This window comes from Pseudomonas protegens CHA0 (assembly GCF_000397205.1).
Classification (GTDB): Bacteria; Pseudomonadota; Gammaproteobacteria; order Pseudomonadales; family Pseudomonadaceae; genus Aquipseudomonas; species Aquipseudomonas protegens.
The window spans coordinates 800,100-825,907 of record NC_021237.1 but is presented as its reverse complement, the minus strand read 5'-3'; the positions used below and the strand labels follow the sequence as shown (position 1 = coordinate 825,907).

Here is a 25,808-nt window from a genome sequence, read left to right as displayed (position 1 = left end):
TCCCACGACGGGAAAGGGCTGCCGACCACCGAGCGACAGCAATGCACTCAATGTGCCAGATCAATCCATCGACGCCGCCAAGGATCATAGCCGAGACGGCGTCCGCAACCGTCCATCAGTGGCACTCAGGCCAGCCCCTTCGCGGGCCTGCCCGCGGAAGTTTTTTTCTGCCTGCGGCTCAATATTGCCCGGCGCCAGCCGAAGCCCTCAGAGAGACAGGGAGTTTGTCCGACAATCCAATAAAGACGTCAGCCACCGGCCAAGGTTCGATCGCCGCGGGCTCGACTTCACCCCAGGGATGCAATCAGCGTCATCTTTCAAGCTGCCGATAAATCCGCGAGTCGCCTGCACTTCGTGGTCTTACAAAAAACTGGAGCGCGGATGAACATCAAACAGAAATTGACCTGGGCCTTTGCCGTCATCGCCAGCCTGCCCGTGGTGCTGGTAGCCACGCTGGTGGTGATCAACCTGCGCAGCGAGGCCGAAAACACCTTCGTCGACGGCAGCGGCCGCGAGATCCGCCAAGTGGCCAACGCCATGCAGCTGTTCTTCGAAGGCATCAGCCAGAACATCGATTACCTGGCCGCTCAACCCTTGATCACCCAGGCCGGCGACAACCTCAAGACCTGGATGAGCGCCGATGCCGCGAAGGCCCCGGAAGGCGAGCAGGACAAACGAATCTTCGAGCTGTTCGCCGCCATGGCCGCCAGCCATCCTGCCTATTCCTATGTGTCCTATGGCGTGAGCAACGGCGGATACGTCTCCTGGCCCGCCGACCTGAAGCTGGCCAACTACGACCCCCGCGTACGCCCCTGGTACAAGACCGCCCAGGCCAACCCGGGCAAGACCCTGCGCACCGAGGCCTATTACTGGGCCAGCGACGATGCGGTGCTGGTCAGCACCGTGCGCTCGCTGGCCAACCAGTTGGGCCCCCAGGGCGGCGTGGTCGCAGTCGACGTGTCGCTCAAGCAGCTCACCGAGATCGTCAAACAGATCAAGCTGGGCGAATCGGGCTACCTGATGCTGATGGAAAACAACGGCACGGTGCTGGTGGACCCCAAGCAGCCGGAGCACAACTTCAAGGCCCTGGGCAGCCTCGGCGAGGGGTACGCGCAACTGGCCAAGGCCGGCAAAGGCCTGGTGCAGGTGGAACTGGGCGGCGAGCACTACATGGCCAACGTCTGGCCTTCGGAGCAACTGGGCTGGACCTTCATCGGCCTGATCAAGCAGAACGAAGTCATGGGCGCGGCCACCCAGCTGACCTGGATCATCGCCGGTATTGCCGCGATCCTGGCGGTGCTGTTCGCAGTGCTCGGGGCGAGTTTCGCCAGCCTCATCGTGCGGCCGATCCGCGGCGTGGCCAGTGGCCTGGAAGGCATTGCCCAAGGCGAAGGCGATCTGACCCGCAGTCTGAATATCCGTGGCAGCGACGAAACCGCGCAGTTAGCCAACTGGTTCAACCAGTTCCTGGCGGCAATCCGCAACCTGATCCAGAGCATCGGCCAGGCCGCGCAGAAGATCCTCGCCACTTCCCACAGTTCGACCCAGGTCTCCAGCGACATGGCCGAAGCCGCCGGGCGCCAGCGCGAAGCGGTGGACATGGTGTCCACCGCCTTCCACGAAATGGTCGCCACCGCCAACGAAGTGGCCCGCTCCTGCAGCCAGGCCGCCGAGTCGGCGGACAGTGGCCAGCGCCAGGCCCGGGAAGGCCAGCAGCAGATCGATGACGCGGTGCACAGCGTCGATCGCCTGAGCCAGGAGATCGAACAGTCGGCGCAGTCGATGCAGCAACTGGAACGCGACAGCACCGACATCCAGTCGATCCTCGGCACCATCCGCTCGATCGCCGAACAGACCAACCTGCTGGCGCTGAACGCGGCCATCGAGGCCGCCCGGGCCGGGGAGCAGGGTCGCGGTTTTGCCGTGGTGGCCGACGAGGTGCGGGCCCTGGCCAAGCGTACCGCCGACTCCACTGCCGAGATCGACGGGCTGCTGGGCAACCTGGCCAAACGCACCAGCGCCGTGACCCAGCAGATGCACGCCAGCCTGGAAGTGTCCCAGCAGTCGGTGAACCGCATCGGCCTGGCGCGCAACAGCTTCGGGCAGATCCGCGAATCGGTGGACGTGATCCGCGACATGAACACCCAGATCGCCACCGCCGCCGAAGAGCAGCATCAGGTGGCGGAAGACATCAATCGGCACATCAGCCAGATCCATGGCGATGCGCAACTGGTGGCGGAACTGGCGAACTCGGCGCGCCTGGACTCCCAGAGCCTGGCGGGGCTGTCCAATGAGCTGGACGCCCTGGTACGGCGCTTCAAGACCTGAAGACGCTTTCGCCGGCAAGCCGGCTCCTACGAATGGGCGGCATTTCTGTGTAGGAGCCTGCGTGCCGGGGAAGGCCACGAACCTCAGCGCTCGATGATCGCCGTCACACCCTGGCCGCCCGCGGCACAGATGGAAATCAGCCCGCGCCCCTGCCCCGCCACACTCAGCAGCTTCGCCAGGTTGGCGACGATGCGCCCGCCGGTGGCGGCAAACGGGTGCCCTGCCGCCAGGGAACTGCCTTTGACGTTGAGCCGGGCGCGATCGATGCTGCCCAGAGGTGCCTCCAGGCCCAGCCTGGCCTTGCAGTATTCGGGGTCTTCCCAGGCCTTGAGAGTGCACAGCACCTGGGCGGCGAAGGCTTCGTGGATCTCGTAGTAGTCGAAGTCCTGCAGGCTCAGGCCATTGCGCGCCAGCAAGCGCGGCACGGCGTATGCCGGGGCCATCAGCAGGCCCTCGGCGCCGTTGACGAAGTCCACCGCCGCGGCCTCGCCGTCGCGCAGGTAGGCAAGAACCGGCAGGCCCCGCTCCCTGGCCCACGCTTCACTGCCCAACAGCACCAGCGAGGCGCCATCGGTCAGGGGCGTGGAGTTGCCCGCCGTCAGCGTGCCGCTGGCGCTACGGTCGAAGGCCGGCTTGAGGCTGGCGAGCTTTTCCAGGGTCAGGTCCGGGCGCAGGTTGTTGTCCCGGGTCAGGCCGAGGAAGGGAGTGATCAGGTCGTCCTGCCAGCCTTCGGCGTAGGCGGCGGCCATTTTCTGATGGCTTTCCAGGGCCAGTTGATCCTGATCGGCGCGGGCAATGTTCCAGGTCTTGGCCATCTGCTCGCAGTGCTCGCCCATGGACAAGCCGGTGCGCGGCTCGCCATTGCGCGGCAGTTCCGGCTTGAGGTGATGGGGCCGCAGTTGCAGCAGGGTCTTGAGCTTGTCGCCGGTGCTCTTGGCGCGGTTGGCCTGCAACAGGATCTTGCGCAGGCCTTCGTTGACCCCGATCGGCGCATCCGAAGTGGTATCCACCCCGCCGGCGATGCCGCAGTCGATCTGCCCCAGGGCGATCTTGTTGGCCACCAGCAGCGCCGCTTCCAGGCCCGTGCCGCAGGCCTGCTGGATATCGTAGGCCGGGGTGGTGGGCGAAAGCCGTGAGCCGAGCACGCATTCGCGGGTCAGGTTGAAGTCCCGGGAATGCTTGAGCACGGCACCGGCGGCCACCTCGCCAAGGCGCAGGCCGTGCAGGTTGTAGCGCTCGATCAGGCCCTCCAGGGCGGCGGTGAGCATCGCCTGGTTGCTGGCGGTGGCATAGGGGCCGTTGGAACGGGCGAAGGGGATGCGGTTGCCGCCGATAATCGCGACGCGACGCAGCTGTGTCATGGAAAGCTCCCTATTCTGTGAGTGCGACTGCGGTGGGTACCTCCTCCAGCGTAGGAGGGATCTGGCCGATCGAACGACCCCGGGCCATTCATGGTCCACACTTTGAACCCCAACCTTCGGAGTGCGTTCCATGTCTGACCGTTATATCGACTTCGCCAACTCGTCCATCGGCCAGCGCCTGGTCGGGGCTCTTGGCCTGCCGTCGCCGGTACGCCTGGAGCGCTGGCAAGCCGGTCGCCTGCGGCCTATCGAAGGTGCGCTGTTGCTCGGCGGCGGCGCGCTGGCACAACAGGTGGCCGCCCTGGCGCCGCGCCTGACCGATGGCATCTACAGCTATGGCGCCGACCCGTCCCTGGCCACCCCCTGGATTCCGGGCCACGGGCCCAGGCTCAAGGCCGTGGTGTTCGACGCCAGCGAGCTGCTGCACACCGACCAGCTCAAGCAATTGCGGGAATTCTTCCAGCCACTGCTGAGAAACCTCGAGCCCAGCGCCCACCTGGTCATCCTCGGGCGCGCCCCGGAAACCCTTGACGAGCCCTTCGCCGCCAGCGCCCAGCGCGCCCTGGAAGGCTTCAGCCGCTCCCTGGCCAAGGAACTGCGCAACGGCGCCACCCTGCAATTGCTGTATGTGGCAGCCGGAGCAGAAGAACAGCTGGAAGGCGCCTTGCGCTTCTTTCTCTCGCCCAAGAGCGCCTACGTTTCCGGGCAGGTGATCCGCTTGCAGCCCTGCGCGACCCAGGTCCAGGACTGGAGCCGCCCGCTGGCCGGGCGCAAGGCCCTGGTCACCGGCGCCGCCCGCGGCATTGGTGCGGCCATCGCCGAAACCCTGGCCCGGGACGGCGCCCAGGTCCTGCTGCTGGACGTGCCCCAGGTCAAGGCCGATCTGGAAGCCCTGGCGGCCCGTCTCGGCGGCCGCGCCATCTGCCTGGACATCTGCGCCGAAGACGCTCCGGCACAGTTGATCGAGCAACTGCCGGAGGGCATCGACATCCTGGTGCACAACGCCGGCATCACCCGGGACAAGACCCTGGCCAACATGACCCCGGAATACTGGGACGCGGTGCTGGCGGTGAACCTCAATGCGCCCCAGGTGCTGACCCAGGCCCTGCTGGACAGCGCACGCCTGCACGACCATGGCCGGGTGATCCTGCTGGCCTCCATCAGCGGCATCGCCGGCAACCGCGGGCAAACCAACTACGCCGCCAGCAAGGCCGGGCTGATTGGTCTGGCCCAGGCCTGGGCGCCGCTGCTGCACGCCCGGGATATCAGCATCAATGCCGTGGCGCCGGGCTTCATCGAGACCCAGATGACCGCCAAGGTGCCCTTCGCCCTGCGCGAAGCTGGAAGGCGCATGAGTTCCCTGGGCCAGGGCGGCCTGCCCCAGGACGTTGCCGAAGCGGTGGCCTGGCTCGGCCAGCCGGGCAGCGGCGCCGTCAGCGGGCAGGCCCTGCGGGTCTGCGGACAAAGTCTATTGGGGGCCTGAAAATGACTGCACACTGGCACGAACTGAACCTGCCCGCGTCCCTGCCGCCGCTGTTTCTCAAAGCGGCAATGCGCCGACGGATCAACGGCACGCAGTTACCCGAATACGGCCTGCGCTGCTGGATCAGCCTGGCCCCCGGGCAACTGGCGGGCTACCGCAAGGTCTGCGGCTTTGCCGATAACGGCCTGCTGCCCGCGACCTACCCCCATGTACTGGCGTTTCCCTTGCAGATGCAGCTGCTCACTGCCCGGGACTTTCCATTTCCGCTACTGGGGCTGATTCACCTGGGCAACAGGATTCGTGTGTTGCGCCCCATGGGCAATGTCAGCAGCGTTCGAATCGGGGTCCAGGTGTGCAACCTGCAACCCCACGCCAAAGGCGCAACATTCGACCTGGTGACCACAGTGGACGATTTGCTGGGCCCCCTCTGGGAAGCGCAAAGCCGCATGCTCTGCCGTGGAGTCAAGTTGGCGGGAGAACCTTCCAGCCAACACTTGCCCAACGCCGACAACCTCGGCGAAGTCGCCTGCTGGCGCGCCGAGCGCGATATCGGCCGGCGCTACGCCAGGGTTTCCGGCGACTACAACCCGATCCACCTGAGCGCCTGGAGCGCCCGGCTGTTCGGCTTTCCCCAGGCCATCGCCCATGGCCTGTGGAACAAGGCGCGCACCCTGGCAGCCCTGAGCGAGCATCTGCCAGCAGCGAACATCGAAGTGACGGTGCAGTTCATGAAGCCCGTGCTGCTGCCCGGCGACGTACGCCTGCTAGCCAGTGCCGGGGGTTCAAGCGGAGAACTGCAGTTGCTGGGCAGCGGCGAGTTGCAGCATATGCTGGGCAACTGGCAGCCCATCGCCTGAGGGGCCTCAGCCCCGGCGGATCAGCACCACCCCGACGACGATCAGCAGCAATCCGGCAATCTTGCCGAGGCTGACCGGCGCTTCCCGAAACCCTACCCAGCCAAAGTGGTCCAGCGCCAGAGCCATGCTCAACTGGCCGGCCAGCACCAGCGACATGAACAGCAGGGCGCCGACCCGCGGCCCGGCAAAGGCGGCCGTGGTAATGAAGAACGCCCCCAGCAGGCCGCCGCACCAATGCCACCAGGTCAGGCCCTTGAGGGCACCCAGGGTCGGCATTTCGCGCTGCAACACCACCAGCACCAGCAGCGCCGCGGTGCCGACGAAAAAAGAGATCAGGGCCGCAGCCAGCACCCCGCCGACCTGCTTGGCCAGTTGACCGTTGATTCCGGCTTGCAGGGCGAGAAAGGCTCCGGCAACAAACGGCAGGCACAGCAGCCACCAGACGGGCGTCAGCATATTGAGCTCCAGAGAGTTTTGGGCGGCGCAGTATAAACCAGGCCACCATCCCATCCCCCTGCCAGCCATTAAACGCCAGCGAAAAAGTGCAAGTACCGCGAGCTCAGCACAAAAACTGCCTATTAATTGTGTATATATAACTTTAGTTGAACGAGCACTTTTCAAGGACACTACAAAACATCAAGTCATTGTTTTAAAACAATTCATCACACACTAGGAGCGCCAACCAATACTTTGAGACTAGCTACTTGTAAATCAATTAACCGAACAAAATAAGTCATTAATACCAAGTTCATAATTGTTCAATTTATTCCCTGCGCCTTTTATGTAGACAACGGACGAAGGTATCTCCAGCGCAAGAACTGGAGAGCTATCGAAAACAACGAACGTTGTAACAGGTGCAAGGAATACCAGACATGAAAACTCAATTCGGATGGAAAGCGTTAACGGCAATAACCATGATCCTGACCCTCAGCCTGGCAGGCTGCAGCGGCGGTGGTGGCGGTCATAAAAGTGGTGGCAGCAGTTCGCCAGCCAGTGCCAGCGGCGGTACTGACGGCACTGGTGGCACTGGTGGCGGCACCGGCGGAACAGGAGGCACTGGAGGTGGCACTGGTGGTACCGGTGGAGGCACAGGTGGTACCGGCGGCACTGGCGGAGGCACAGGTGGCACAGGTGGAACTGGCGGCACCGGAGGAACTGGCGGTACCACCACTCCCCTGACGACCAGCAGCCTGGTCTCGGATCTGGGTACCACCCTCAGTGGCGTCGGTACCGGTGTCAGCGGCCTGGGCACTTCCCTGGCCACCGTACCCGTGGTTGGAGGCGTGGTACAAAGCGCCGTCAACACCACCGGCAACGTGGTGGACACCGTCGGTGACGGCCTGACCAACGGCCTCGGCACTTTGGGCACCGATCCCAAGGCCCTGAGCAAGACCACCGCCACCGTCGGCAACGTGGTCAGCGATGTGGGTACCGGGGTCACCGACCTCAGCGGCAAACTGGCAACCACCACCCAGAGCGTTCCGGTAGTGGGTGGCCTGGTGACCAGGGTGGCTCCGGTAGTCGGCGGCGTAGGCACCCGGGTGACCATGCTCGGTAATACCCTGAGCACCGTCACCAGCAGCGGACCTCTGGGAACACTGACCGACAATGTCGGCGATAAGGTACTGGTTCCAGTGGTCAGCCTGGCGGAAGACGTGACCGGCAATATCGGCGGCGCCACCGGTCTTGGCTCCCCTGTAAAAGGCCTGCTCAATGGCGTAGCTCAGGCCGTGGACAGCACCGGTAACAAGATCACTGACGCTGGCAACGGCAACCCTGTAACAAATCTGTTGGGCAACACCCTGAGCAACGCAAGTACGGCCGTGGGCACTGCCGGCGGTTATGTGAGCAACTCGGGTAGCGGAACCGGGAATGGCAGTGGCCTCGGCGGCAACAACGGCCTGCTGGAAACTGTCGGCGGTGCAGTGGCCAACTTGAGCAACGGCCTGAATGCCGGCAATACCAACGGTACCGTTAGCGCAGGCGGGGTCACCGGAGCGGCAGCCGGCAACCTGATCGCCTCGGTAGGCGGCGCTCTGGGCGGCAGCGGTACCCCTAACCTGGTAGTCACTGCACCATTGGCCAGCGTCGGAGTGAGCCTGGGTTCGGCATTGAACCCCGTCACCAGTTCGGTTGCCGGCCTGACTCAGCAAGTAGGTGCAGCTACCGGCCTGGGTAGCCCGACCAGCAGTCTTCTGGGCCAGGTGGGCGGCGCAGTCAGCAACGTAGGCGCGGGCGTGGCCAGCAATAGTGGCGCCAATCCGATAGGTACCGCCTTGGGCAGCACCCTTGGAGCCGTGGGCAACACCGTGGCTTCGGTTGGCGGCCTGGTCAACGGCAGCACAGCGCCCAGTGGCGGCTTGCTCGGTGGCCTTGGCGCCAACGCCAGCGCCAGTGGCAGTGCCTCTGCCGGTGCGGGCCTCAATGGCGGCCTGGGTGGCGTGCTCGGCGGCCTGACCGGCGCCCTGGGCGGCAACAAGAAATAATTTGCACCTGGCCGATTCGACGGCCTCACCTGCAGCGCCTACGCTTGGTTGAGGGCGAGAGATTCCCATGAGTCTCTCGCCTTTTTGTTTATCCAGAGACAAGCATCCAGAGCCAGATCGTGGCCAAGACCCGAGCGGCAACTGGAGCCAGGAACTTTCTACACCGCTGCGGCTCGACCATGGAGTGTCCTATGCGCACGTTGGCCAGTTTGTTGTTAGTTGGATGCTGTACCTCCGTTTACGCCGACTCCCTTCCGCGCTTTCTCAACAGCAATGACAGCATCAACAACCTGCCCCAACCCAACCTGCCGGTGGATGCCTACCGCCCGGCAACTCCGCAACCGCAACTGCCCGAGCAACCCACTGCGCCGCAAGGCCAGCAGCCGCTGATGATGGGCACCAAGGTCACGGTGCGCCAGGTGCAGATCGAGGGCGGCACGGTCTACCCCCTGGAAGAACTGGCAGCGATCTACCAGCCACTGATCGGCCACGAAGCCAGCTTCGGCCAGTTGATCGAAGCCACGCGCAGCATTACCCGGCGCTATCAGAAGGACGGCTACCTGCTGTCCTACGCCTTCATGCCACAGCAGAACTTCGACCAGGGCGTGCTGCGGGTAGTGCTGGTGGAAGGCTACATCCGGGACTACCAGCTGCAGGGCGACATCGGCCCGGTATCCGCCTACCTGGACAAACTGGTGAGCAAACTCAAGGCCGAGCGCCCGCTGACCCGCAAGACCTTCGAACGCTACACCACACTGATGAGCAAGGTTCCCGGGGTCACCCTGCAGGCGGTAGTGCCGCCACCGGGCACTACCGACGGCGCGACCCAACTGGTGGCCGTGGCCAGCCGCAAGGCCATCGCCACCACCCTCAACAGCACCGACGACAACCGCAACGGCCTGCAGGCCCTGGTGGGCATCACCAGCAACTCGCAGACCGCCTGGGGCGAACAGCTCAGCCTCAGCGGGCTGTTCCCGCCGGGCCACGACAAGGAACACTACTACCGCCTGGACTACAGCCAGTTGCTGGGTTCGGAAGGCACGCAACTGAGCCTCTACGGCGCCCGCTACCGCGCCGACCCACGGAGCAACGTGCAGCTGGACAACGGGATCGAGCTGGAGCCCCATCGGGAGAACGACCGCTTTTCCATCGGCGTCAGCCACCCTTTCATCGCCTCGCCCAATGAAATGCTCACCGCCGGCACACGCCTGTATGCAGTAAATGACAAGACCCGTTACCGGGTCAGCAACAGCCCGCTGACCCTGGAAGAAAAAACCGACATCCGCGCCCTGGCGCTTGAGGCGGACTGGAGCAAGTCCGATCCGCGCCAACTGCGGATTCTCAGCGCCGGCCTGTATCGGGGCCTGGACAGCATGGGCGCCGAGACCAACAACAGCCTCTATGATCTGGATTTCTTCCGCCTGCGCCTGGCCGGGGTACAGAGCGATCGTTTCCTGGACAATTGGCAAGGCGTGCTTTCCGCCGCCTGGTACTGGAGCAACGACAACCTGCCCGACAGCGAGCGGGCGTCCTTTGGCGGGCAGAACTTCGCTCGCGGCTACCCCGATGACCAGGCGACCGGGGACAAGGGCTGGGGCGTGGCCTACGAAGTGAACTACAGTTTCAACCGCGAGGGGCCCTGGGTGCGTGTGCTGCAGCCCTATGTGGTGCTGGACCGCTCCAAGACCTGGTTCAACCAGTTGCCGGTCAGGGGCAGCAGCCTGTCATCCGCCGCGGTCGGTTTGCGTTTCGGTGATGCCAAGCACTACAACATCGCCCTGGAAGCGGCCAAGCCGATGTCCGATGAAGCCCTCGACACCTACAACCGCAAGCCACGCTATACCTTGAGCTTCAGCTATCAACTTTGAACATCCGGATGACTGAGACCCGCTTTCGAGCGGGTCTTTTTTTGCCGCCAGGACAGCACCGGCCAAACCCTGGGGTCAGGGGCCAACGACATGCAGCCGGGGTTCGGGAAACAGATTGTTGAGGGTTTCCAGCAGGCGCACGTGGTAGATCGGCTTGCGAAACAGGTCCAGGACCTGCAGCCGCAGCAGGTCGCTGACGTCATCCATGTCGGCATGCCCCGACATGACGATCACCGGCAGGTGCTGGCGCGCGGTGTGCTCACGCAGGCGCTTGATCAGCGACAGGCCGCTTTCCTCGGGCATGCGCAGGTCAGTGATTACCAGGGCGATATCCGGATGCCGGGTGAGGTGGTCCAGGGCCAGCTTCACCGAGGTGGCAGTGAAACAGCAGAAGCCCTCGCCTTCGAGCAGTTCGGCAAGTTCCAGCAATGCATCCTCTTCGTCATCGACCAGAAGAAGTTGCTGACGTGAGGATGGGGAAGTCATGGACGGTACCCTGGTGTGAACTTCATGCAAGTGGGTGAGCGCAGCCAATGCACAGCAGGCCGGGCGGAACCCAACCACCGGCAGGCCTTTGGTTAGGCAAACCGCAGGCCTGCACGAGACCCGGATGGCTGGAAAGTCGGGCGATCACAACCCAGCGGCTGCTCAGCTGGGCCACTCCATGCTCAAGGGTTAGGACGGGTGACGGTGCCGCCTCCAAGGTTAGTCAGGATGTTGTTGAAAATGGCCAGAACACGATCACCCAGGGGGGTGACGAACGCCACGACCACAACGGCCACCATGGCCACGACAATGGCGTACTCGATGGCGGATGCGCCTTCGGTGCGGTCAAAAAACTGGCGCGCCCTGAGCAACAAGTATTGAAAAATCATCCTAGCTCTCCTTGCGCCGCAAGGCGCCGTTGGAACAGCACCGGGCAAATTCCCCGGTGCCACCTGAGCATTGTCAACAAAGGCCGGCCCAGCAACTGTAAGAACTGATTAGTCATTAAGTATTAATTGGAAGGTAGGCGCCAAAAAACCTGCCCATGTGGACAGACTCATACCTTTGTTAGCTATTTTTGGGTGAGTTAATGGCATTTCGTCCTAGCTCTACTACCTTCACATAGCGAAATAGTTGCATGTTCATAGCTGCCTGATTGCGAAATTAACTCGTTTGGAATCACGGGCTGGTAGTGCAGCAGGAAAGGGAGAGCCTTCATGAACAGTCGCCTCACCATGGGTCTGGCCGGACTTCTTCTGGTAGGTGCGGTGTTTTTCGGTTACTGGGGCCTGGTACTCAGTCGTAAACCCGAACCAGCACCACCGGTTCAACCCGTGGCGCCCAGTGTCGTCGAACCAGCCACCACCAGCGCAGAAGACCAGACCCGCCAACCAGTGGTCGTGCTGGTGCGCGATGTGCCGCCCTTCGTGCCCCTCGCCGCCACCGATCTGGCGCTGGAAAAACTGCGTACCGCGCCGGCCGGCAGCCTCAGCGCCATCAGCCAGGCGGTGGGCCGCACACCCTGGCGGCAGTTGAATGCCGGCACCTGGCTCAATGAGCAGAGCTTCAGTACCGGCGGCGCCCTGGCGCGGATGATTCACAGCGACGAACGAGCCCTGGCGGTCGCGGTCGACGAAGTGATCGGCGCCGCCGGACAACTGAGCCCAGGGGACTATGTCGATGTCGTGCTGTTCCTACGCCAGGACACCAGCAACCCGCAGCAGTCGGCACAGATCGCCGTGCCCGCCATGCGCGTGCTGGCTGTCGGCGAACAGCTGGGCCTGGCCAATGACGGGCAGCCCGCCTCCCCCGGGTTGAGCAACGAAGAAAAGCTCAAGCAGGACCAGCGCCGGCTGAATGCGCGCACGGTGGTCCTGGCCGTCCCCGAACAGCTCTTGAGCCGGCTGATGCTTGCCACCCAGGTCGGAGTGCTGCGCCTGGCCGTGCGCAGCAGCGAGGAACAGCGCCTGGCCCATTACTGGGCCGGCAACGAAGAAGCCCGCGAGCACCTCGATGCCACCAACAGCAACCTGTTCCAGTTCACTCAACTTGCCCTGGGCAGCGCCCCGCGCGCACCGGCCACCCAAGGTGGCGCCGCACGGTCGGCGGTGGAAGTGATCCGGGGCAACCAAGTCACTCAACAAACTCCCTGATTGAGCAAGGATGCACTACATGCGCAGTCGTTCCATGCCACTGTTCTCCGCACTGCTGACCCTGAGCCTGGGCCCGCTGCTCTGCACCCAGGCCCTGGCTGCGGCGGTGGCAGGCTGTTCGAACCTGGGACCGCTGCCCGCCGTGCTGGAGATCGGCGAAGGCTTGCAGCAGGAACTGCAATCTCCGGTGGCAATCACCCGCCTGGCGGTGGGCGACCCCAAGATCGCGGACGTCCAGACCACCGGCAACAAAGCCTTCCTGCTCACCGGCATGGCGCCCGGCGCCACCAGCCTGATGGTCTGGACCGCCTGCGCCAGTACCCCACGCCAGAGCATGGTGTTTGTCCAGGGCCGGGCCACCGCCGACATGAGCACCGGCCGCCTGCCGGCCAGTGACGATCCACTGCTGCCCAGCCAGGTGCAGACCGACATCCGCTTTGTCGAAGTCAGCCGCACCAAGCTCAAGGAGGCCAGCGTTTCGATCTTCGGCCGCGGGCACAACTTCCTGTTCGGCGCGCCCGGCACCGCCCCCGTTACCAGTGGCACCTCCGGCAGCGTGACCCCGACCTTCGGCGGCCGCCGGACCAACATCCCGCTGGACAACGGCACCTTCAACATCGGCTTCGGCAACGGTCGGGTGCTGACCCTGATCAACGCCCTGGAAGGCAGCGGCTTCGCCTACACCCTGGCCCGCCCGTCCCTGGTGGCCCTCAGCGGCCAGAGCGCAAGCTTCCTGGCCGGGGGCGAAATCCCCATCCCGGTGCCCAGCACCGGCAGCAACAGCGTGACCATCGAATACAAGGAGTTCGGTATCCGCCTGACCCTCACGCCCACCATCGTCGATCGCGGGCGTATCTCCCTTAAGGTTGCCCCGGAGGTCAGCGAACTGGACTACAGCAACGCCGTGACCATTGCCGGGACCCAAGTCCCGGCGCTGACCATCCGCCGCACCGATACCAGCATTTCCCTGGCCGACGGCGAAAGCTTCGTCATCAGCGGCCTGATCAGCACCAACAACAGCTCTCAAGTGAACAAGTTTCCAGGGCTGGGGGACATTCCGGTGCTCGGAGCCTTCTTTCGCGACACCACGATCAATCGCGAAGAGCGTGAACTGCTGATGGTAGTGACCCCGCACCTGGTCCAGCCCCTGGCCGCCGACGCCAAGCTGCCGGCCCTGCCCGGCGAACGGCTGCGCAACTACGACCCGAACTTCTACCGCATGTTCTTCCTCGAGAACGGCAACTTCGACAAGCGCAGCGGGTTGTCGCAATGAACCAGGACCTGAGCCAGACGTTTCTCGCCATCACCCGCAACAGCACCGACCTGGAGTGGCTGCAAGGCGCCCTGGCGCCCCTGGGCCAGGTCGTGGGTGCCGACGGCAGTCTCGACGAGCTGCTGGCACTGGTGGATGTGACCTTCGCCAACCTGGTGTTCGTCGGCCTCGATCGCGAACACGTGGTGGCCCAGGCCGCCCTGATCGAAGGCGCCCTGGAAGCCAAGCCGATGCTGGCGATCGTCGCCCTCGGTGATGGCATGGACAACCAGTTGGTGCTCAATGCCATGCGCGCCGGCGCCCGCGACTTCGTCGCCTACGGCTCGCGCTCCAGTGAAGTCGCCGGGCTGGTCCGCCGTCTGAGCAAACGCCTGCCGGCAGTGACACCCAACACGCAACTGGGCGGCCTGACCGTGCTCTATGGCGCCCAGGGCGATGGCGACGGCGCCCTCCTGGCCAGCCACCTGGCGCTGGTGGTGCAGAAGAGTGGCCAGCAGACTCTGCTGCTGGACCTGGGCCTGCCCCGGGGCGACAGCCTGGCGCTGCTGGGCCTGGAAAGCTCGTTCCACTTCGGCGACGCCCTGCGCCACCTGCGGCGCCTGGATGCCACACTGATCGACAGCGCCTTCACCAGCGCCGAGGCGGGCCTGCGGATCCTCGCCTACGCCAGCCACGACGCGCCTCTGGAACACACCAGCGCGGCGGAGCTGTACATGCTCCTCAGTGCCTTGCGCCAGCACTTCCAGCACATTGTGGTGAACCTTGTCGGCCAGCCGGACAGCGAGGCCCTGCGTACCTTCGTCAGCCATTGCGACAAGCTGCTGTGGTGCACCGACCAGAACGTGCTCGACTGCCGGCGCAACCTGGCCATACTCAATCACTGGCGTGAAAAAGGCATGAAACTCGAGCATGCGCGCTTGCTGGTCGACCGCTACCTGCGCACCGTGGCACCGGATTCCGAAACCCTGGGCAAGACCTTCGGCCTGGAGGTGATCGCGGTGCTGGCCTACAGCCCCGAGGTGCGCCTGAACGCCAAGAACCAGGGCGTTACCCTGTTCGAACTGGCCCCGCGCGAGGCCCTGACCCAAAGCCTGCGTACCCTGGGCGAGCGGCTGGCGAAACGCTCCCAGGGCCTGCCCAAGCCCAAGGCCGGCTGGCTCAATCGCATCATGGGGGGCAGATGAGCGGCGAAAAACTCTTTGGCGCACCACCCCGCGCAGGCGCCGGCAACAGCGACCACGAAGGCCTGAAGCTGGTGCTACATCGCTACATCATCGATGCCATCGAAGAGTCGGGGAAAAACCTGCTGGAAAGCTCCCGGCAGAACCTCTCGCAATTCGTCACCGACAAGGTGGCGGAGTACATCGCGCGCATGCACCTGGCGATCTCGCGCTATGAAATGGAGCGGCTGGCCGAAGAGATCGTCGACGAGCTGACCGGCTTCGGCCCCCTGGAAGTGCTGTTGCGCGATCCGGCGGTGACCGAGATCCTGGTGAACGGCCCGCATCGGGTGTTCGTCGAACGTGAAGGCGTGCTGCACCAGAGCGACCTGCGCTTCATCGACGCCCACCATGTGGAGCGGGTGATGCAGCGGATTCTCGCGCCCCTGGGCCGGCGCCTCGACGAGTCCTCGCCGATGGTCGATGCGCGCCTGCCGGATGGCAGCCGGGTCAACGCGATCATCCCGCCCATCGCCCTGGACGGGCCCTGCCTGTCGATTCGAAAGTTTCGCAAGGACATGCTCAAGAGCAGCGACCTGATTGCCATGCAGACCATCGACCTGGCGATCTTCGAATTCATCCAGGAAGCGGTGGGCAAGCGCTGCAACATCCTGATCAGCGGCGGTACCGGCACCGGCAAGACCACCCTGCTGAACATCCTCAGCCAGTTGATCAACCCCCATGAACGGCTGGTCACCATCGAGGACGTGGCCGAACTGCAACTGGGCCACCCCCACGTGGTCCGCCTGGAAACCCGCCCGCCCAATGCCGAGGGGCACGGCGAGGTGAAGGCCAGCGACCTGATCCGCAACGCCCTGCGGATGCGTCCGGACCGGATCATCCTCGGCGAGATCCGTGGTGTGGAAGTACTGGACGTGCTGACCGCAATGAACACCGGCCACGACGGCTCCATGAGCACCGTGCACGCCAACAATGCCCAGGATGCCCTGCTGCGCCTGGAAACCCTGGTGGGCCTGACCGGCCGCCAGATCGCCGAGCGCACCCTGCGGCAGATGATCTGCGCCGCCCTGGATGTGGTGATCCAGTTGACCCGCATGCCCGATGGCCGGCGTTGCGTCAGCGAAGTCGTGGAAGTGGTGGGCATACGTGACGACATCTACGTCACCAACACCCTGTTCCGCCTGGATCGTCGTACCGGCTTCGGCTTCCTGCGCGAGGCAATGAACCCTGCGGGTGACAAACTGCGCCGCGAAAGCGGGCTGGGCGTCAATTGAACCGGCGAGGTGGCCCATGATCGGTCTGCTGTTTACCTTGATCTGCCTGCTTCTGCTGGGGCTTTCCGGCTGGCTGTTCTACCACGGCGTGCGCAAGACCGAGCGGGAACGAGTGCTCAACCGCCTGGCCGAAGGGCAGCCCGACCTGACGCCACAACGCACCTCCTGGGGTGGCCTGGAGCGCGCGTTCGCCCGGGCCGGCCTGGGCCAGCCCAGCGAGCGCCTGGGCCTGTGGCTGGCGGTGTGGGTGGTGCTGATGCTGCTAGGCTATGTGCTGGCGAGCTGGCTCGGCCTGTTGGGCGGCATCCTCCTGCCACCCCTGCTGCTGCGGCTGTATATCGCCTGGCTGTATCAGCGCCGGCTCAAGCGCATGATCGAACAACTGCCGGCCTTGCTCGATCACAGCGTGCGCAGCCTGAAGTCCGGGCGCACCCTGGCGGACGCCGTGCTGGGTGCCATCGAGGCCAGCAACGACCCGCTGAAGAACGCCATGGGCCGCATCCAGCGCAACGTGCAACTGGGGGTCAACCTGCCGGACGCGGTCAGCGATTTTGCCGAGTTCTACGAGCAGGACGAACTGCGCATGTTCGCCCTGGGCCTGAAGGTCAATCATCGCTACGGCGGCAACGCCAGCGAGTTGCTGGAAAACCTGATCAAGCTGATCCGCGAGCGCGAGCAAGGGGCGCGGCAACTGAGCGCGATGACCGGGGAAACCCGCATGACCGCCTGGGTCCTGGGGAACCTGCCGCTGTTGCTGGTGGGCTACTTCATGCTGACCAACCCGGGCTACATGCTGGGCATGTGGCACGACTCCGCGGGGCAGAAAATGCTGATCACCGCGGTGTGCCTGCAGATCTTCGGCTGCCTGGCCCTTTGGCGCATGTTGAGGAGCATCTGAAATGCTGGTTCTGGCCGCTGTACTGATGTTTCTCGGAGCGTTGCTGCTGCTTGGCAACGGTGTGCTGGAACAGCGCCGGCGCGAGCGCCAGATCGCCCAGCGCTTGCAGGGCAACATGACCCGCGACAGCCGCCTGGGCAACTGGCTGCGACTGCTGGGCGACAGCCGCTTCGGGCAGCGCGCGGTGAGCATGGACAGTGAAACCCAGACCCTGCTCAACCGTCTGGGCTGGCGCCGCGCCAGAGAGCGCTCATTGTTCGCCGCCAGCCAGATCGCCACACCGGTGCTGGCCGTGTGCCTGGTGATCTTCATCCAGGAAGTGGCCTTTCCCCAGGCCCAGAGCAAGTGGCTGGTACCCATGCTGGCACTCGGTGCCGGCTACCTGCTACCCAAGCGCGCGCTGGCCTACGCCGCCAAGCGCCGGCAGAAGCACATCGCCCTGGAGATCTCGACCTTCATTCCCCTGCTGCGCATCCTGTTCGAGTCGGGCATGGCAGTGGAACAGGCGTTGCGCGTACTGAGCAGCGAAGCGCAAAAGCTGCTGCCGGAACTGACCCACGAACTGCGCCTGATCCTGGCCCGTGTCGACTCGGGGCTGGAGCTGGGCCATGAACTCAACCAGACCGCCACCCTGCTGGCGGTGGACGAGTTGACCGACACCTGCGTGATTCTCCAGCAACTGATCCTGCAGGGCGGCGGGGCAATGAAATCGCTGCAGGCGCTCAAGCAACTGCTGGACGACCGGCGCCTGACCCGCCTGCAGGAATACATCTCGAAAATGTCCGCAAAAATGTCGGTGGTGATGATGCTGTTTCTCTTCCCCGCCCTGTTGATCGTGCTGGCCGGGCCAGGCTTCACCGCCATCGCCCGGGCCTTCGCTTCCTAAGAGGGAACCTGATGAAAACCATGATTGTCGTTGCCAGCCTGTTGCTGCTCGGAGGGTGCGCCAGCAACGGCCAGACGCCCTGGGCGGCCCTGACCAACTCCAGCAGTTGCGCCAAGCTCAGCTCCGAGCAGGAACTGGCAGTGAACCTCGCCGACGAAATGGCCACCGATGGCAAGCTGCACGCCAGCCTGGCCAACCTGCAGAACCTGCCGGACAACCTCGCCGAGGTGCGCGTACGCAAGGCGCGAGTCTATCGGTTGCTGGGCCGCAGTGAGGCCGAACCCTTGTACCGCAGCCTGCTGGGCTCGTGCCTGGCCGCCGAAGGCGAGCACGGCCTGGGGCAGTTGGCGGCGGCCAGGGGCGACAACGGCCAGGCCCAGGCGCACCTGCAACGGGCCGCGCGCCTGGCGCCGACCAATGAAAGAATCCGCAATGACCTGGGGGTGGTCTACCTCAACCAGTTGCGCATCGAGGATGCGCGCTTCGAGTTCCTCACCGCCATTGAGCTCAAGCAGTCCGAGCCCCTGGCGGCCATCAACCTGGTGACCCTGTTGCTCTACCAGGACAACTGGCAGCAGGCCGCGCAAGTGGTCAGCCAGGCGAGCCTGAACCCGCAGCAGTTCGCCCAGGCCCAGGCCCGCGCCGAAGAGCTCAAGGCCCCGACCGCCCCGCGCGCCAAGGTGACCCAGGTCGCCAGTGGCGCTACCACCTTGCAGCCAGACGCCGCACCCGCCAAGGAGCGCTGATGATGAAACTGCCGATGTTCTATTGCACTGCCCTGCTGGCGCTGCCCCTGGCCGCCCAGGCCATCGAGGCCGGCCCTGCTTCGCCCCAGCAACAGGAAACCGAAGCCTGGCTACTGTTGCAGAACCGCAACCTGGCGTCCTCGCCCCAGCCTCAGACGGCCACGCCCACCGAACGCGAGCTGGCGCTGCAGCGCTGGCTGAAGAAATACAAATACGAGATCCCGGACCTGTACGACCCGGACGCCGGCGGCAAGGTGGAAACCAAGTAGGAGAAAGCCCGCAACCGGCGGCGAACGGCTCGCCGCCGCAGGCTCAGTGGGCAGTCACCCGCTGGCGCAGCCCGGAATTGCTCGGCGACAGGGCCAGGGCCAGCTGTGTGCGGTTATGCATGTGGGTCAGGCGCAGTACCTGGGAGACATACAGCTTGACGGTGTTTTCGGTGATCCCCAGCTCGCAGGCAATCTGGTAGTTGGTCTGGCCCTTGCCCACCAGTCGGGCCACATCCAGCTGCCGTGGCGACAGCTGGTTGAAGATGGCCGGGATCTCGATGGCATCCGTTTCGCCGGCGCCTTCGCCCCGGGGCTCTTCGCTGCGGCTGGTAGCCGGGCTGCGCCGGACCTTGTCCAGGTCCTGGTACAGATCATCGATGGATTCGGAAAGAAACTGCAGCTTCTGGTTGAGGTGCCCCAGGTGCAGGTTCTTCTGCCGTTCCTGCAAGGCGACCTCCTGACGCTGCAGGCCTTCGAGGAGTTCGTCCAGGTCGATGGGCTTCTGGTAGTAGTCGGCGATGCCGGCGCGCAGGGCCTTGATCACGTCCTGCTTGTCGGACTGCCCGGTGAGCATGATGGCTTCGAACACCCGCTGCTTGCCGGCCATCCGTTGCAGTTCCTGGACCAGCTGAATGCCGTCCATATCGGGCATGTGCAGATCGCAGAGCACCAGGGAAATTTCCGAGTCCCTGTTGAAGCACTCCAGCGCCTGGCGGCTGGATTCGCAAGGGACACAACGGTAACCGCTGCTTTCGAGGAACTCGCAAAGCTCTTCGACAATCAGGGGCTGATCGTCGACCACGAGCACCTTCATCTGTGAGGTGAGCTTGTTCACGTGCTACTCCGTGCGGGCCAATCGCCGATTGGCCACTCCTGTGCTGCCACGCATGATCCGGGCAGCCACGACTTAAAACCTAGACCTACTTTCCGACTATGTACATAGCATTAATGGGTCCGGCGACTAGTGGATCACGCTCACAGTTAAGACCATTCCAGCCAGGACAAAGGGGGCAAAAGGGTATTTTTTTGACCCCCTCCCAGCGCGCCCTGCCACGGGGGTATCAAGTGCTTGTTTCTGCTGGGGCCAGAGCCTGAGCACAAGCAGCCAAAGCAGGCTGCACAGACCGGCGGCGATGAACGTCCCCAGCAGATACAGAGGGCCGGAGGCCAGCCCCAGGGCCGCCATCAACTTGACGTCGCCGGCGCCCATTCGTCCGCTGGCGTAGCCGGGCAAGGTGAACAGCAACGCCAGCAACAACGCCCAACCGCCCTGGCTCGCGCCGGCCCCCAGCCAGGTAGTGCCGTTCCACAGCAGGTAGACCGTCGCCAAGAGCGCGGCGCCAAGAGTCAAGCCATTGGCAATATGCCGCTGACGCAAATCCTGCAGCGCACAGATTGCCAACCAGACCCACAAAACCCAGAAATGCATCAGCCAGAACGGTCCCTTTTGCCGGAATGGTCCTATGCTCAATGGACATAGTGGTTGTCAGGGTAGACGCACTCATGAAACCGGGCCTCCCTAGAAAGCAGAAAGGCGCTGTGGCGATCGAATTCGCTGCGGTGTTCGTGATCTTTTTCGCGGTGTTCTACGGTCTTGTCAGCTACAGCCTGCCGCTGCTGATGATGCAGTCGTTCCACCAGGCCACTGCCGAAGCGGTGCGTCGCGCGGTGATGGTCGACCCCAATACCCCGAACTACGCCACCACGGTGCAGAACCTCGCCAACAGCGTGGTGCAGACCCAGACTCAGTGGATTCCCCCGCCCTTCAACTTCGCCGCCACCGACTACAGCGCGGTGTACAGCGCCGGGGTGCTGACGGTCTCGGTGAACTACCCCACCAGCAAGCTGAACCAGGTGCTGCCGCGGCTGGTGCTGCCAGGAATCGGCCCGGTACCCAGCCTGCCCACCTCCCTGACCGCTAGCTCGAGTCTGCAATTTTGACCTCTGGCGACAAGCTGCTCGGACGTCTACTGGGCCGCCAGGCGCTTCCCGCCGCACAGCCGCACAGCCCGCTGCCGCCCCAGGCGGTGGGCCTGCAACTGGTGCTCGATCAACAGGGGCGCATCCTCACCAGCCACGGCCCGCTGCGCCACAGCCTGATCCAGCTGCCCCCCTCCCGCGAGCCACCGCTCCTGCTGGACTACGTATTGCCCGGCAGCGTCCTGGCCCTTGAGGGCGCCCCTGCCGACTGGAGCGGCCAGGTGCTGGACCTGGACCTGCGCGGCGCCGGCGGCCAGCCCCTGCACCTGCGCGGCTGGGTCCAGCGCTGGGGGCAGGAATGGCAGCTGCAACTGCTGGATATCGGCGACCTGGTCCAGCAGCGGCAACAGGCCCTGGGGCGCGAGCAGTGCCGGGTGTTTGCCGCCCAGGCCAGCGAACAGTTGCGCCTGTGCAACCTCACCCGCCTGCCGGACGTGCTCCACGACCAACTCACCGACCTGGCCCGCTATTGGCACATTCCCTGTCTCGGCCTGGCCCTGCTCGACGAGCAGGAGCAGGGCTGGGTGATCCACAGCTGCTACAGCGCCCATGACGCCCCGCGCCTGTGGCAGGAAGGCCAGGCTCTGGGTGCCGGCCTGGACAGCCTGAGCGGCAACACCCCGCAGCACCTGAACCAGATCCAGGGCCTCAACGAACACCCGCGACTGCAAGGCATCTTCGGCCATCGCGAAGGCTTCCTGGTGCCGTATCGGGATGATCACGGCGTCGCCGCCTGGCTCTTGTGCGGCTGCTACGCGGTCCAGCAGCATGCCCCGTACCTGCTGGATCGCGACTGGCTGATGCTCGCCGCAGCCCTCGCCGGGCCCTTGCTCAGTCGCCTGCGAGAGCATCGCCATCACCTGCACCTGGAACGCCTGGAGGCCCTCCAAGGGCTGCTGGGCGCCGGCTGGTGGGAGCTATGCCCGGACACCGCCGAAATACTGCTGGCCAGCCGCCTGGCCGCCAGCCTGCACCTGCCTGAGGATGGCGCTCGCCTGAACGTGCAAGCCTGGCTGGAACTGATTCATCCCGCCGACCGCGGTGAACTCAGCAGCCGCCTGCAGGAACTGAAACTGGGCAAGCCGCTGCTGCTCAATGTGCGCCTGCACGAGCCCGACCCCAGCGCCCCCCAGCGCTGGTATCGCTTGCAGGGCCAGGCCCTGGGCCGAGGGGAAAGCCAACGCCTGGTGGGTTTCATGCTGGACATCAGCGACATCAAGAACCAACAGCAGCAGGCCGCCGCCGCCCATGCCCGGCTGGACAACCTGATCGCCAGTTCACCGGCGGTGATCTACGTCCAGCGTTACCAGGAAGGCGCCTTGCAGCCGAGCTTTTTCAGCGCCAGCCTGCAACCCCTGCTGGGCTGGAGCCTGGCGGACTGCACGGCGCAGCCCCTGGCGGAGTGGGTGCACCCCGACGACCGCGACCTGTATTTCCAGCGCTGCCGCCAGTTGCTGCGCGAAGGCAGTGTGCATACCCGCTATCGGCTGCGCGATCGCCATGGGGCATACCACTGGGTGCTGGACGAAGCCAAGCTGCTGCGCGACGACCTGGGGTTGCCAGTGGAAGCCGTCGGCCTGTGGCTGGACGTCACCGAGGCAACCCTGGCCGCCGAGCAGGTGCGCCAGAGCGAAGAGCGCTATCGGATCCTGGTGGAGGATTCGCCGGCGATGATCTGCCGCTATCGCCCGGACCTGACCCTGACCTTTGGCAACCGGCCGCTGGCGGCCTACCTGGAATGCGCCCCCGAGGAACTGCCGGGCAGCAACCTGGGGCAGTGGCTGTCCGCCGAACAGCGTGAAGGCTTCGAGCGCCGGCTCAAGCTGTTGAGCCCGGAATATCCCGTGAGCACCGCCGAGATCAACCTGCAATTGCCCGGGCGCGAACATGCCTGGTGGGTGTGGTCGGATCGCGGAGTGTTCGATGAACAGGGGCAACTGCTGGAAATCCAGGCCGTGGGCCGCGACAACACCGAAGTCCGGCGCGCCCAGCAGCAGCTCACGCAAAGCGCGAAAATGGCCACCCTGGGGGAAATGGCCACCGGGCTTGCCCACGAGATCAACCAGCCGCTCAACGTGATGCGCATGGCCATCGTCAACGTGCTCAAGCGCCTGGGCAATGGCGACGTGCAGATCGACTACCTCACCGACAAGCTCAAGCGCATCGACGCCCAGGTCCAGCGTGCGGCCCGGGTGGTGGACCACATGCGGGTGTTCGGCCGACGCTCGGAAGTGGAACAGCAGCCGTTCAACCCGGCCCACGCCATCGAAGGCACCCTCTCGCTGCTGGCCGAAGGCATGCGTGGCAAGGGTCTAGAGTTGCGGATCAGCGAGCTGGGGTTCGAGGTCCAGGTGCTGGGGTTTGTCGACCAGTTGGAGCAGGTATTGATCAACCTGCTGGTCAATGCCCGGGACGCCCTGCTGGGCAAACAGGAAAAGCAGCACGACTTCAAACCCTGGATCGCCGTGTACGGCCAGCGCGACGAGCAGTGGGTGCGCCTGTGGGTCGAGGACAATGGTGGCGGTATCGACCCGCGCCTGCTGGAGAGGATCTTCGAGCCGTTCTTCACCACCAAGCCGGTGGGCATCGGCACCGGGCTCGGGCTGTCGGTGAGCTATGGCATCGTGCAGAACATGGGGGGCCGCCTGAGCGTCAGCAACAGCCAGGACGGCGCGCGCTTCTGCATCGAACTGCCGATCGCCGAGGCAGATCAGATCACCAGATAGGCCTTGCCGGTCTGCCCGCAGGTGAGGTTGGTCCCTACTTCCACGTCCATCAGGTTGATCCCCAGCGCCGTCAGCAGGTTGTTCAGCAGCGGATCGAGCAGGGGGCTCAGCAGGTTGCTGATCAACGGCATGATCAGGCTGGTGACACCGTTGATCACTCCTCCCGCTACTGCCACCACCGAGCCAAGGAGGTTGGCGCTGACCGGCTGGTAAACCTGCAGGCTGATCCCGGCAATAGTGCCCGACAGGCTGTTGACGAGGTTGTTGGTCGGGGCGGCGTTCTGGTAGGTCGGCGCCTGGTTGACATTGCGCGGTACGGAAAAATCCGGCGCACCGCTTGAGTAGATCAGATCCCGCCCCACGTTCGGTCCGGTCTGGCTGAGCCCCAGCGAACTATCGACCTTGATGCCGATGCCCCCTGCGGCGAAAGCCGTGCGCGCCGGCCCGCAACTGCCGATCCCCAGAATCTTGTGACAGGTCCAGATACCCAGGTCGATGATCGGCAGCGGCGTCACCACAGGTTCCGTCGAGGAAGAGAACGCGGTGTTGGGATCAATCTGCCCCACCTTGATGTCGGCCAGGGACGACTCGCTGTGCACCGTGAGGCTTTTGGTTCCGGTGTTACCCGTCGGACAACTGTAGTTGGTGACATAGGCCTTGGCGCCCCCCAGCTCCAGGTTGATATCGATTCGCGGAGAAGGCAGCACTTGCGGATCCACTTGCTGGCACCCGGCGCCCAGCAGGCAGCCCAAGGAGTTGATGGTATCGGCCAGATTCAGGCTCAGGACACTGTTGAGGGTCGGAGTCAGCGAGCCCACCAGCCCCAGCAAGGCGTTGGCCAGGCCGGTCACCCCGGACAGGCCTGTGAGGTTGACCGAAACCAGCGTCCGAACCTGGGCTGTGCGCACGTAGATGCGATTGGCCCCCAACGGATCGAGGATGGCCAGCCGAGGGTCACCGACAGCGGAGAACTGAGGCGGCTCAATGACCTTGACCCGGACCGTCACACTGGCCAGGCCCAGCAGGTTGGCCGGTATCACCGCTGCCACTGCGCTCTTGCTGTTGGCCAGTTGAATCATCGCTTGCAGCAGTTGAAAGAGCTGCAAGTTGGCATCCAGCGCGGTGGATGCAGCACCGGTCTGCAGTTTCAGGATGTCTCCCAGTTTCAACTGCGGTATCTGGGCACTCACCGCTACTTGTAGAGCCCCCAGGGCCGCCAGTATGTCGGCGGTCGCGCCATTGGCCTGGACCACGGTGGCGGCGGTCTGGATCAGCCGGGTCAGACTGGCCTGGGTGTTGAGCAACTGGGTGTAGTTGCCGGCGGCGACGCCCAGGTCGATCGCCAGTTGATCGAGGTAGCGCAGTAAATTGATATCGCTGTTGAGCAGGCCATTCCAGCCCACAGCACTGATGTTCACACTGCCGCCGAGCATATTGCCCACCACGGAATTGAGTATCGGTGAATTGGTGCTGTTGACGGTGGCTATGGTGCTGCGAATGCTCAGTTGCGCCAGCGGTGGCGTCGGCGCAGCAGCCACGGCCGTGGCGCTGAGCTGAGTGGTGAGGTTGATCGGGCCTGGCGAGAACAGCGCCCCCACCCCCGACGCCACGCTGATGGGTACGGTGTTGGTGGCGATCACCCGCACGGCCGCCGACTGCGCCGGGTTGGCATTGAAGGTACGCAAGCTGTTGGCTCCGGTGGTCAGAGAGCCACAGGTGGTGGTGAGAGTACTGCCGGTGGCGATGACGAAACCATTGCGCACTGCACTCTGTCCGGCATAGGTGGCGGCAGTCAGGCCGGCCTGGCAATTGCCGCCACGGCTGACGGCTTCCAGGGCCGCGTTGTCCGCGACCCGTTGCAACTTGCGCTGTTCCATGTAGAGCCGACCGCTGTCCACCACCAGCAACATGAGCAACAGCGCCAGACCCAGGGTCACCGCCGCCATCAGGCCAATGGCCCCGCGCTGACGGGCCGGGCCGTAAAACCGCTTCAGGGGAGACATCGGGGCACTCCTTTACCGGCTCGCAGCCGAGCGCTATCTCCATCGATGAAA

Annotated in this window: 22 protein-coding genes and 1 pseudogene; 16 read left to right on the top strand and 7 right to left on the bottom strand. The window is 64.5% G+C overall.

The window, feature by feature from the left end:
• Window positions 1–381 precede the first annotated feature (381 nt).
• Window positions 382–1,470, top strand: a pseudogene (locus PFLCHA0_RS32240) (cache domain-containing protein); the annotation flags it as partial.
• 90 nt (window positions 1,471–1,560) lie between these two features.
• Window positions 1,561–2,328, top strand: coding sequence for a methyl-accepting chemotaxis protein (locus PFLCHA0_RS32235; protein ID WP_370059466.1), 768 nt, complete (start codon window positions 1,561–1,563; stop codon window positions 2,326–2,328).
• An 83-nt stretch (window positions 2,329–2,411) separates the two neighbouring features.
• Here PFLCHA0_RS32235 and PFLCHA0_RS03575 read toward each other — a convergent pair whose 3' ends face one another.
• Window positions 2,412–3,689, bottom strand: coding sequence for an acetyl-CoA C-acetyltransferase (locus PFLCHA0_RS03575; protein ID WP_015634021.1), 1,278 nt, complete (start codon window positions 3,687–3,689; stop codon window positions 2,412–2,414).
• Between the two features lie 130 nt (window positions 3,690–3,819).
• On the opposite strand from PFLCHA0_RS03575, the gene PFLCHA0_RS03570 reads away from it, so the two are divergent.
• A complete protein-coding gene (locus tag PFLCHA0_RS03570) occupies window positions 3,820–5,172 on the top strand; it encodes a 3-oxoacyl-ACP reductase (RefSeq protein ID WP_015634020.1) in 1,353 nt (450 codons plus the stop codon).
• Between the two features lie 2 nt (window positions 5,173–5,174).
• Entirely contained in the window at window positions 5,175–6,029 is an 855-nt protein-coding gene (locus tag PFLCHA0_RS03565) for a MaoC family dehydratase (RefSeq protein ID WP_015634019.1), read from the top strand.
• A gap of 6 nt (window positions 6,030–6,035) precedes the next feature.
• Here PFLCHA0_RS03565 and PFLCHA0_RS03560 read toward each other — a convergent pair whose 3' ends face one another.
• A complete protein-coding gene (locus PFLCHA0_RS03560) occupies window positions 6,036–6,485 on the bottom strand; it encodes a DMT family transporter (protein WP_011059072.1) in 450 nt (149 codons plus the stop codon).
• A 416-nt stretch (window positions 6,486–6,901) separates the two neighbouring features.
• On the opposite strand from PFLCHA0_RS03560, the gene PFLCHA0_RS03555 reads away from it, so the two are divergent.
• Together PFLCHA0_RS03555 and PFLCHA0_RS03550 are read left to right on the top strand one after the other, a co-directional pair.
• Entirely contained in the window at window positions 6,902–8,515 is a 1,614-nt protein-coding gene (locus PFLCHA0_RS03555) for a collagen-like triple helix repeat-containing protein (protein WP_015634017.1), read from the top strand.
• 191 nt (window positions 8,516–8,706) lie between these two features.
• Window positions 8,707–10,383 (top strand): ShlB/FhaC/HecB family hemolysin secretion/activation protein, encoded by a 1,677-nt coding sequence (locus PFLCHA0_RS03550; protein ID WP_011059070.1) that lies wholly within the window; start codon window positions 8,707–8,709, stop codon window positions 10,381–10,383.
• Window positions 10,384–10,458: 75 nt separating this feature from the next.
• On the opposite strand, the gene PFLCHA0_RS03545 is transcribed toward PFLCHA0_RS03550, so the two are convergent.
• Window positions 10,459–10,869, bottom strand: a complete 411-nt coding sequence (locus PFLCHA0_RS03545; protein ID WP_015634016.1) for a response regulator — start codon at window positions 10,867–10,869, stop codon at window positions 10,459–10,461.
• A gap of 182 nt (window positions 10,870–11,051) precedes the next feature.
• A complete protein-coding gene (locus tag PFLCHA0_RS03540) occupies window positions 11,052–11,258 on the bottom strand; it encodes a Flp family type IVb pilin (RefSeq protein WP_041115747.1) in 207 nt (68 codons plus the stop codon).
• A gap of 327 nt (window positions 11,259–11,585) precedes the next feature.
• On the opposite strand from PFLCHA0_RS03540, the gene cpaB reads away from it, so the two are divergent.
• From cpaB to PFLCHA0_RS03500, 8 genes are read left to right on the top strand one after another with little or no spacing between them, the layout of a single operon-like run.
• Window positions 11,586–12,521, top strand: coding sequence for a Flp pilus assembly protein CpaB (gene cpaB / locus PFLCHA0_RS03535; protein WP_015634015.1), 936 nt, complete (start codon window positions 11,586–11,588; stop codon window positions 12,519–12,521).
• Window positions 12,522–12,540: 19 nt separating this feature from the next.
• On the top strand, window positions 12,541–13,794 hold the full coding sequence (locus tag PFLCHA0_RS03530) for a type II and III secretion system protein family protein (RefSeq protein ID WP_015634014.1): 1,254 nt from the start codon (window positions 12,541–12,543) through the stop codon (window positions 13,792–13,794).
• The gene (locus PFLCHA0_RS03525) at window positions 13,791–14,978 is read left to right on the top strand and encodes an AAA family ATPase (RefSeq protein ID WP_015634013.1); all 1,188 of its coding nucleotides are present in this window, start codon (window positions 13,791–13,793) and stop codon (window positions 14,976–14,978) included. The genes PFLCHA0_RS03530 and PFLCHA0_RS03525 overlap by 4 nt, the downstream gene beginning before the upstream one ends.
• Window positions 14,975–16,249: a CpaF family protein gene (locus tag PFLCHA0_RS03520; protein ID WP_011059064.1), complete on the top strand. Its 1,275-nt coding sequence runs from the start codon at window positions 14,975–14,977 to the stop codon at window positions 16,247–16,249. Before PFLCHA0_RS03525 ends, PFLCHA0_RS03520 begins: the two co-directional genes overlap by 4 nt.
• Window positions 16,250–16,265: 16 nt before the next feature.
• Entirely contained in the window at window positions 16,266–17,147 is an 882-nt protein-coding gene (locus tag PFLCHA0_RS03515) for a type II secretion system F family protein (protein ID WP_015634012.1), read from the top strand.
• Between the two features lies 1 nt (window position 17,148).
• Window positions 17,149–18,033: a type II secretion system F family protein gene (locus PFLCHA0_RS03510; protein WP_015634011.1), complete on the top strand. Its 885-nt coding sequence runs from the start codon at window positions 17,149–17,151 to the stop codon at window positions 18,031–18,033.
• 11 nt (window positions 18,034–18,044) lie between these two features.
• Window positions 18,045–18,779 (top strand): tetratricopeptide repeat protein, encoded by a 735-nt coding sequence (locus PFLCHA0_RS03505; protein WP_015634010.1) that lies wholly within the window; start codon window positions 18,045–18,047, stop codon window positions 18,777–18,779.
• Window positions 18,779–19,048 carry a DUF3613 domain-containing protein gene (locus PFLCHA0_RS03500; protein WP_015634009.1) on the top strand — a complete coding sequence of 90 codons (270 nt, stop codon included), beginning with the start codon at window positions 18,779–18,781 and terminating at the stop codon, window positions 19,046–19,048. Before PFLCHA0_RS03505 ends, PFLCHA0_RS03500 begins: the two co-directional genes overlap by 1 nt.
• Window positions 19,049–19,091: 43 nt before the next feature.
• On the opposite strand, the gene PFLCHA0_RS03495 is transcribed toward PFLCHA0_RS03500, so the two are convergent.
• Together PFLCHA0_RS03495 and PFLCHA0_RS03490 are read right to left on the bottom strand one after the other, a co-directional pair.
• Complete coding sequence (locus PFLCHA0_RS03495; protein WP_015634008.1) at window positions 19,092–19,883, bottom strand: response regulator transcription factor; 792 nt, start codon at window positions 19,881–19,883, stop codon at window positions 19,092–19,094.
• Window positions 19,884–20,009: 126 nt separating this feature from the next.
• Window positions 20,010–20,477, bottom strand: coding sequence for a prepilin peptidase (locus PFLCHA0_RS03490; RefSeq protein ID WP_015634007.1), 468 nt, complete (start codon window positions 20,475–20,477; stop codon window positions 20,010–20,012).
• A 74-nt stretch (window positions 20,478–20,551) separates the two neighbouring features.
• Here PFLCHA0_RS03490 and PFLCHA0_RS03485 point away from each other — a divergent pair, with 74 nt between their 5' ends.
• Window positions 20,552–20,989, top strand: a complete 438-nt coding sequence (locus tag PFLCHA0_RS03485; protein ID WP_015634006.1) for a TadE/TadG family type IV pilus assembly protein — start codon at window positions 20,552–20,554, stop codon at window positions 20,987–20,989.
• A complete protein-coding gene (locus PFLCHA0_RS03480; RefSeq protein ID WP_015634005.1) occupies window positions 20,986–23,754 on the top strand; it encodes a PAS domain-containing sensor histidine kinase in 2,769 nt (922 codons plus the stop codon). Before PFLCHA0_RS03485 ends, PFLCHA0_RS03480 begins: the two co-directional genes overlap by 4 nt.
• Here PFLCHA0_RS03480 and PFLCHA0_RS03475 read toward each other — a convergent pair.
• Window positions 23,739–25,757, bottom strand: coding sequence for a pilus assembly protein TadG-related protein (locus PFLCHA0_RS03475; RefSeq protein ID WP_015634004.1), 2,019 nt, complete (start codon window positions 25,755–25,757; stop codon window positions 23,739–23,741). The genes PFLCHA0_RS03480 and PFLCHA0_RS03475 overlap by 16 nt on opposite strands.
• Between the last annotated feature and the right edge of the window lie 51 nt (window positions 25,758–25,808).

What these genes read in the sequence shown, in the direction of transcription:
- PFLCHA0_RS32235 (WP_370059466.1), top strand. Translation starts at nt 1,561, where the DNA reads ATGGCCGAAGCCGCCGGGCGCCAGCGCGAAGCGGTGGACATGGTGTCC.
- PFLCHA0_RS03575 (WP_015634021.1), bottom strand. Translation starts at nt 3,689, where the DNA reads ATGACACAGCTGCGTCGCGTCGCGATTATCGGCGGCAACCGCATCCCC.
- PFLCHA0_RS03570 (WP_015634020.1), top strand. Translation starts at nt 3,820, where the DNA reads ATGTCTGACCGTTATATCGACTTCGCCAACTCGTCCATCGGCCAGCGC.
- PFLCHA0_RS03565 (WP_015634019.1), top strand. Translation starts at nt 5,175, where the DNA reads ATGACTGCACACTGGCACGAACTGAACCTGCCCGCGTCCCTGCCGCCG.
- PFLCHA0_RS03560 (WP_011059072.1), bottom strand. Translation starts at nt 6,485, where the DNA reads ATGCTGACGCCCGTCTGGTGGCTGCTGTGCCTGCCGTTTGTTGCCGGA.
- PFLCHA0_RS03555 (WP_015634017.1), top strand. Translation starts at nt 6,902, where the DNA reads ATGAAAACTCAATTCGGATGGAAAGCGTTAACGGCAATAACCATGATC.
- PFLCHA0_RS03550 (WP_011059070.1), top strand. Translation starts at nt 8,707, where the DNA reads ATGCGCACGTTGGCCAGTTTGTTGTTAGTTGGATGCTGTACCTCCGTT.
- PFLCHA0_RS03545 (WP_015634016.1), bottom strand. Translation starts at nt 10,869, where the DNA reads ATGACTTCCCCATCCTCACGTCAGCAACTTCTTCTGGTCGATGACGAA.
- PFLCHA0_RS03540 (WP_041115747.1), bottom strand. Translation starts at nt 11,258, where the DNA reads ATGATTTTTCAATACTTGTTGCTCAGGGCGCGCCAGTTTTTTGACCGC.
- cpaB (WP_015634015.1), top strand. Translation starts at nt 11,586, where the DNA reads ATGAACAGTCGCCTCACCATGGGTCTGGCCGGACTTCTTCTGGTAGGT.
- PFLCHA0_RS03530 (WP_015634014.1), top strand. Translation starts at nt 12,541, where the DNA reads ATGCGCAGTCGTTCCATGCCACTGTTCTCCGCACTGCTGACCCTGAGC.
- PFLCHA0_RS03525 (WP_015634013.1), top strand. Translation starts at nt 13,791, where the DNA reads ATGAACCAGGACCTGAGCCAGACGTTTCTCGCCATCACCCGCAACAGC.
- PFLCHA0_RS03520 (WP_011059064.1), top strand. Translation starts at nt 14,975, where the DNA reads ATGAGCGGCGAAAAACTCTTTGGCGCACCACCCCGCGCAGGCGCCGGC.
- PFLCHA0_RS03515 (WP_015634012.1), top strand. Translation starts at nt 16,266, where the DNA reads ATGATCGGTCTGCTGTTTACCTTGATCTGCCTGCTTCTGCTGGGGCTT.
- PFLCHA0_RS03510 (WP_015634011.1), top strand. Translation starts at nt 17,149, where the DNA reads ATGCTGGTTCTGGCCGCTGTACTGATGTTTCTCGGAGCGTTGCTGCTG.
- PFLCHA0_RS03505 (WP_015634010.1), top strand. Translation starts at nt 18,045, where the DNA reads ATGAAAACCATGATTGTCGTTGCCAGCCTGTTGCTGCTCGGAGGGTGC.
- PFLCHA0_RS03500 (WP_015634009.1), top strand. Translation starts at nt 18,779, where the DNA reads ATGATGAAACTGCCGATGTTCTATTGCACTGCCCTGCTGGCGCTGCCC.
- PFLCHA0_RS03490 (WP_015634007.1), bottom strand. Translation starts at nt 20,477, where the DNA reads ATGCATTTCTGGGTTTTGTGGGTCTGGTTGGCAATCTGTGCGCTGCAG.
- PFLCHA0_RS03485 (WP_015634006.1), top strand. Translation starts at nt 20,552, where the DNA reads ATGAAACCGGGCCTCCCTAGAAAGCAGAAAGGCGCTGTGGCGATCGAA.
- PFLCHA0_RS03475 (WP_015634004.1), bottom strand. Translation starts at nt 25,757, where the DNA reads ATGTCTCCCCTGAAGCGGTTTTACGGCCCGGCCCGTCAGCGCGGGGCC.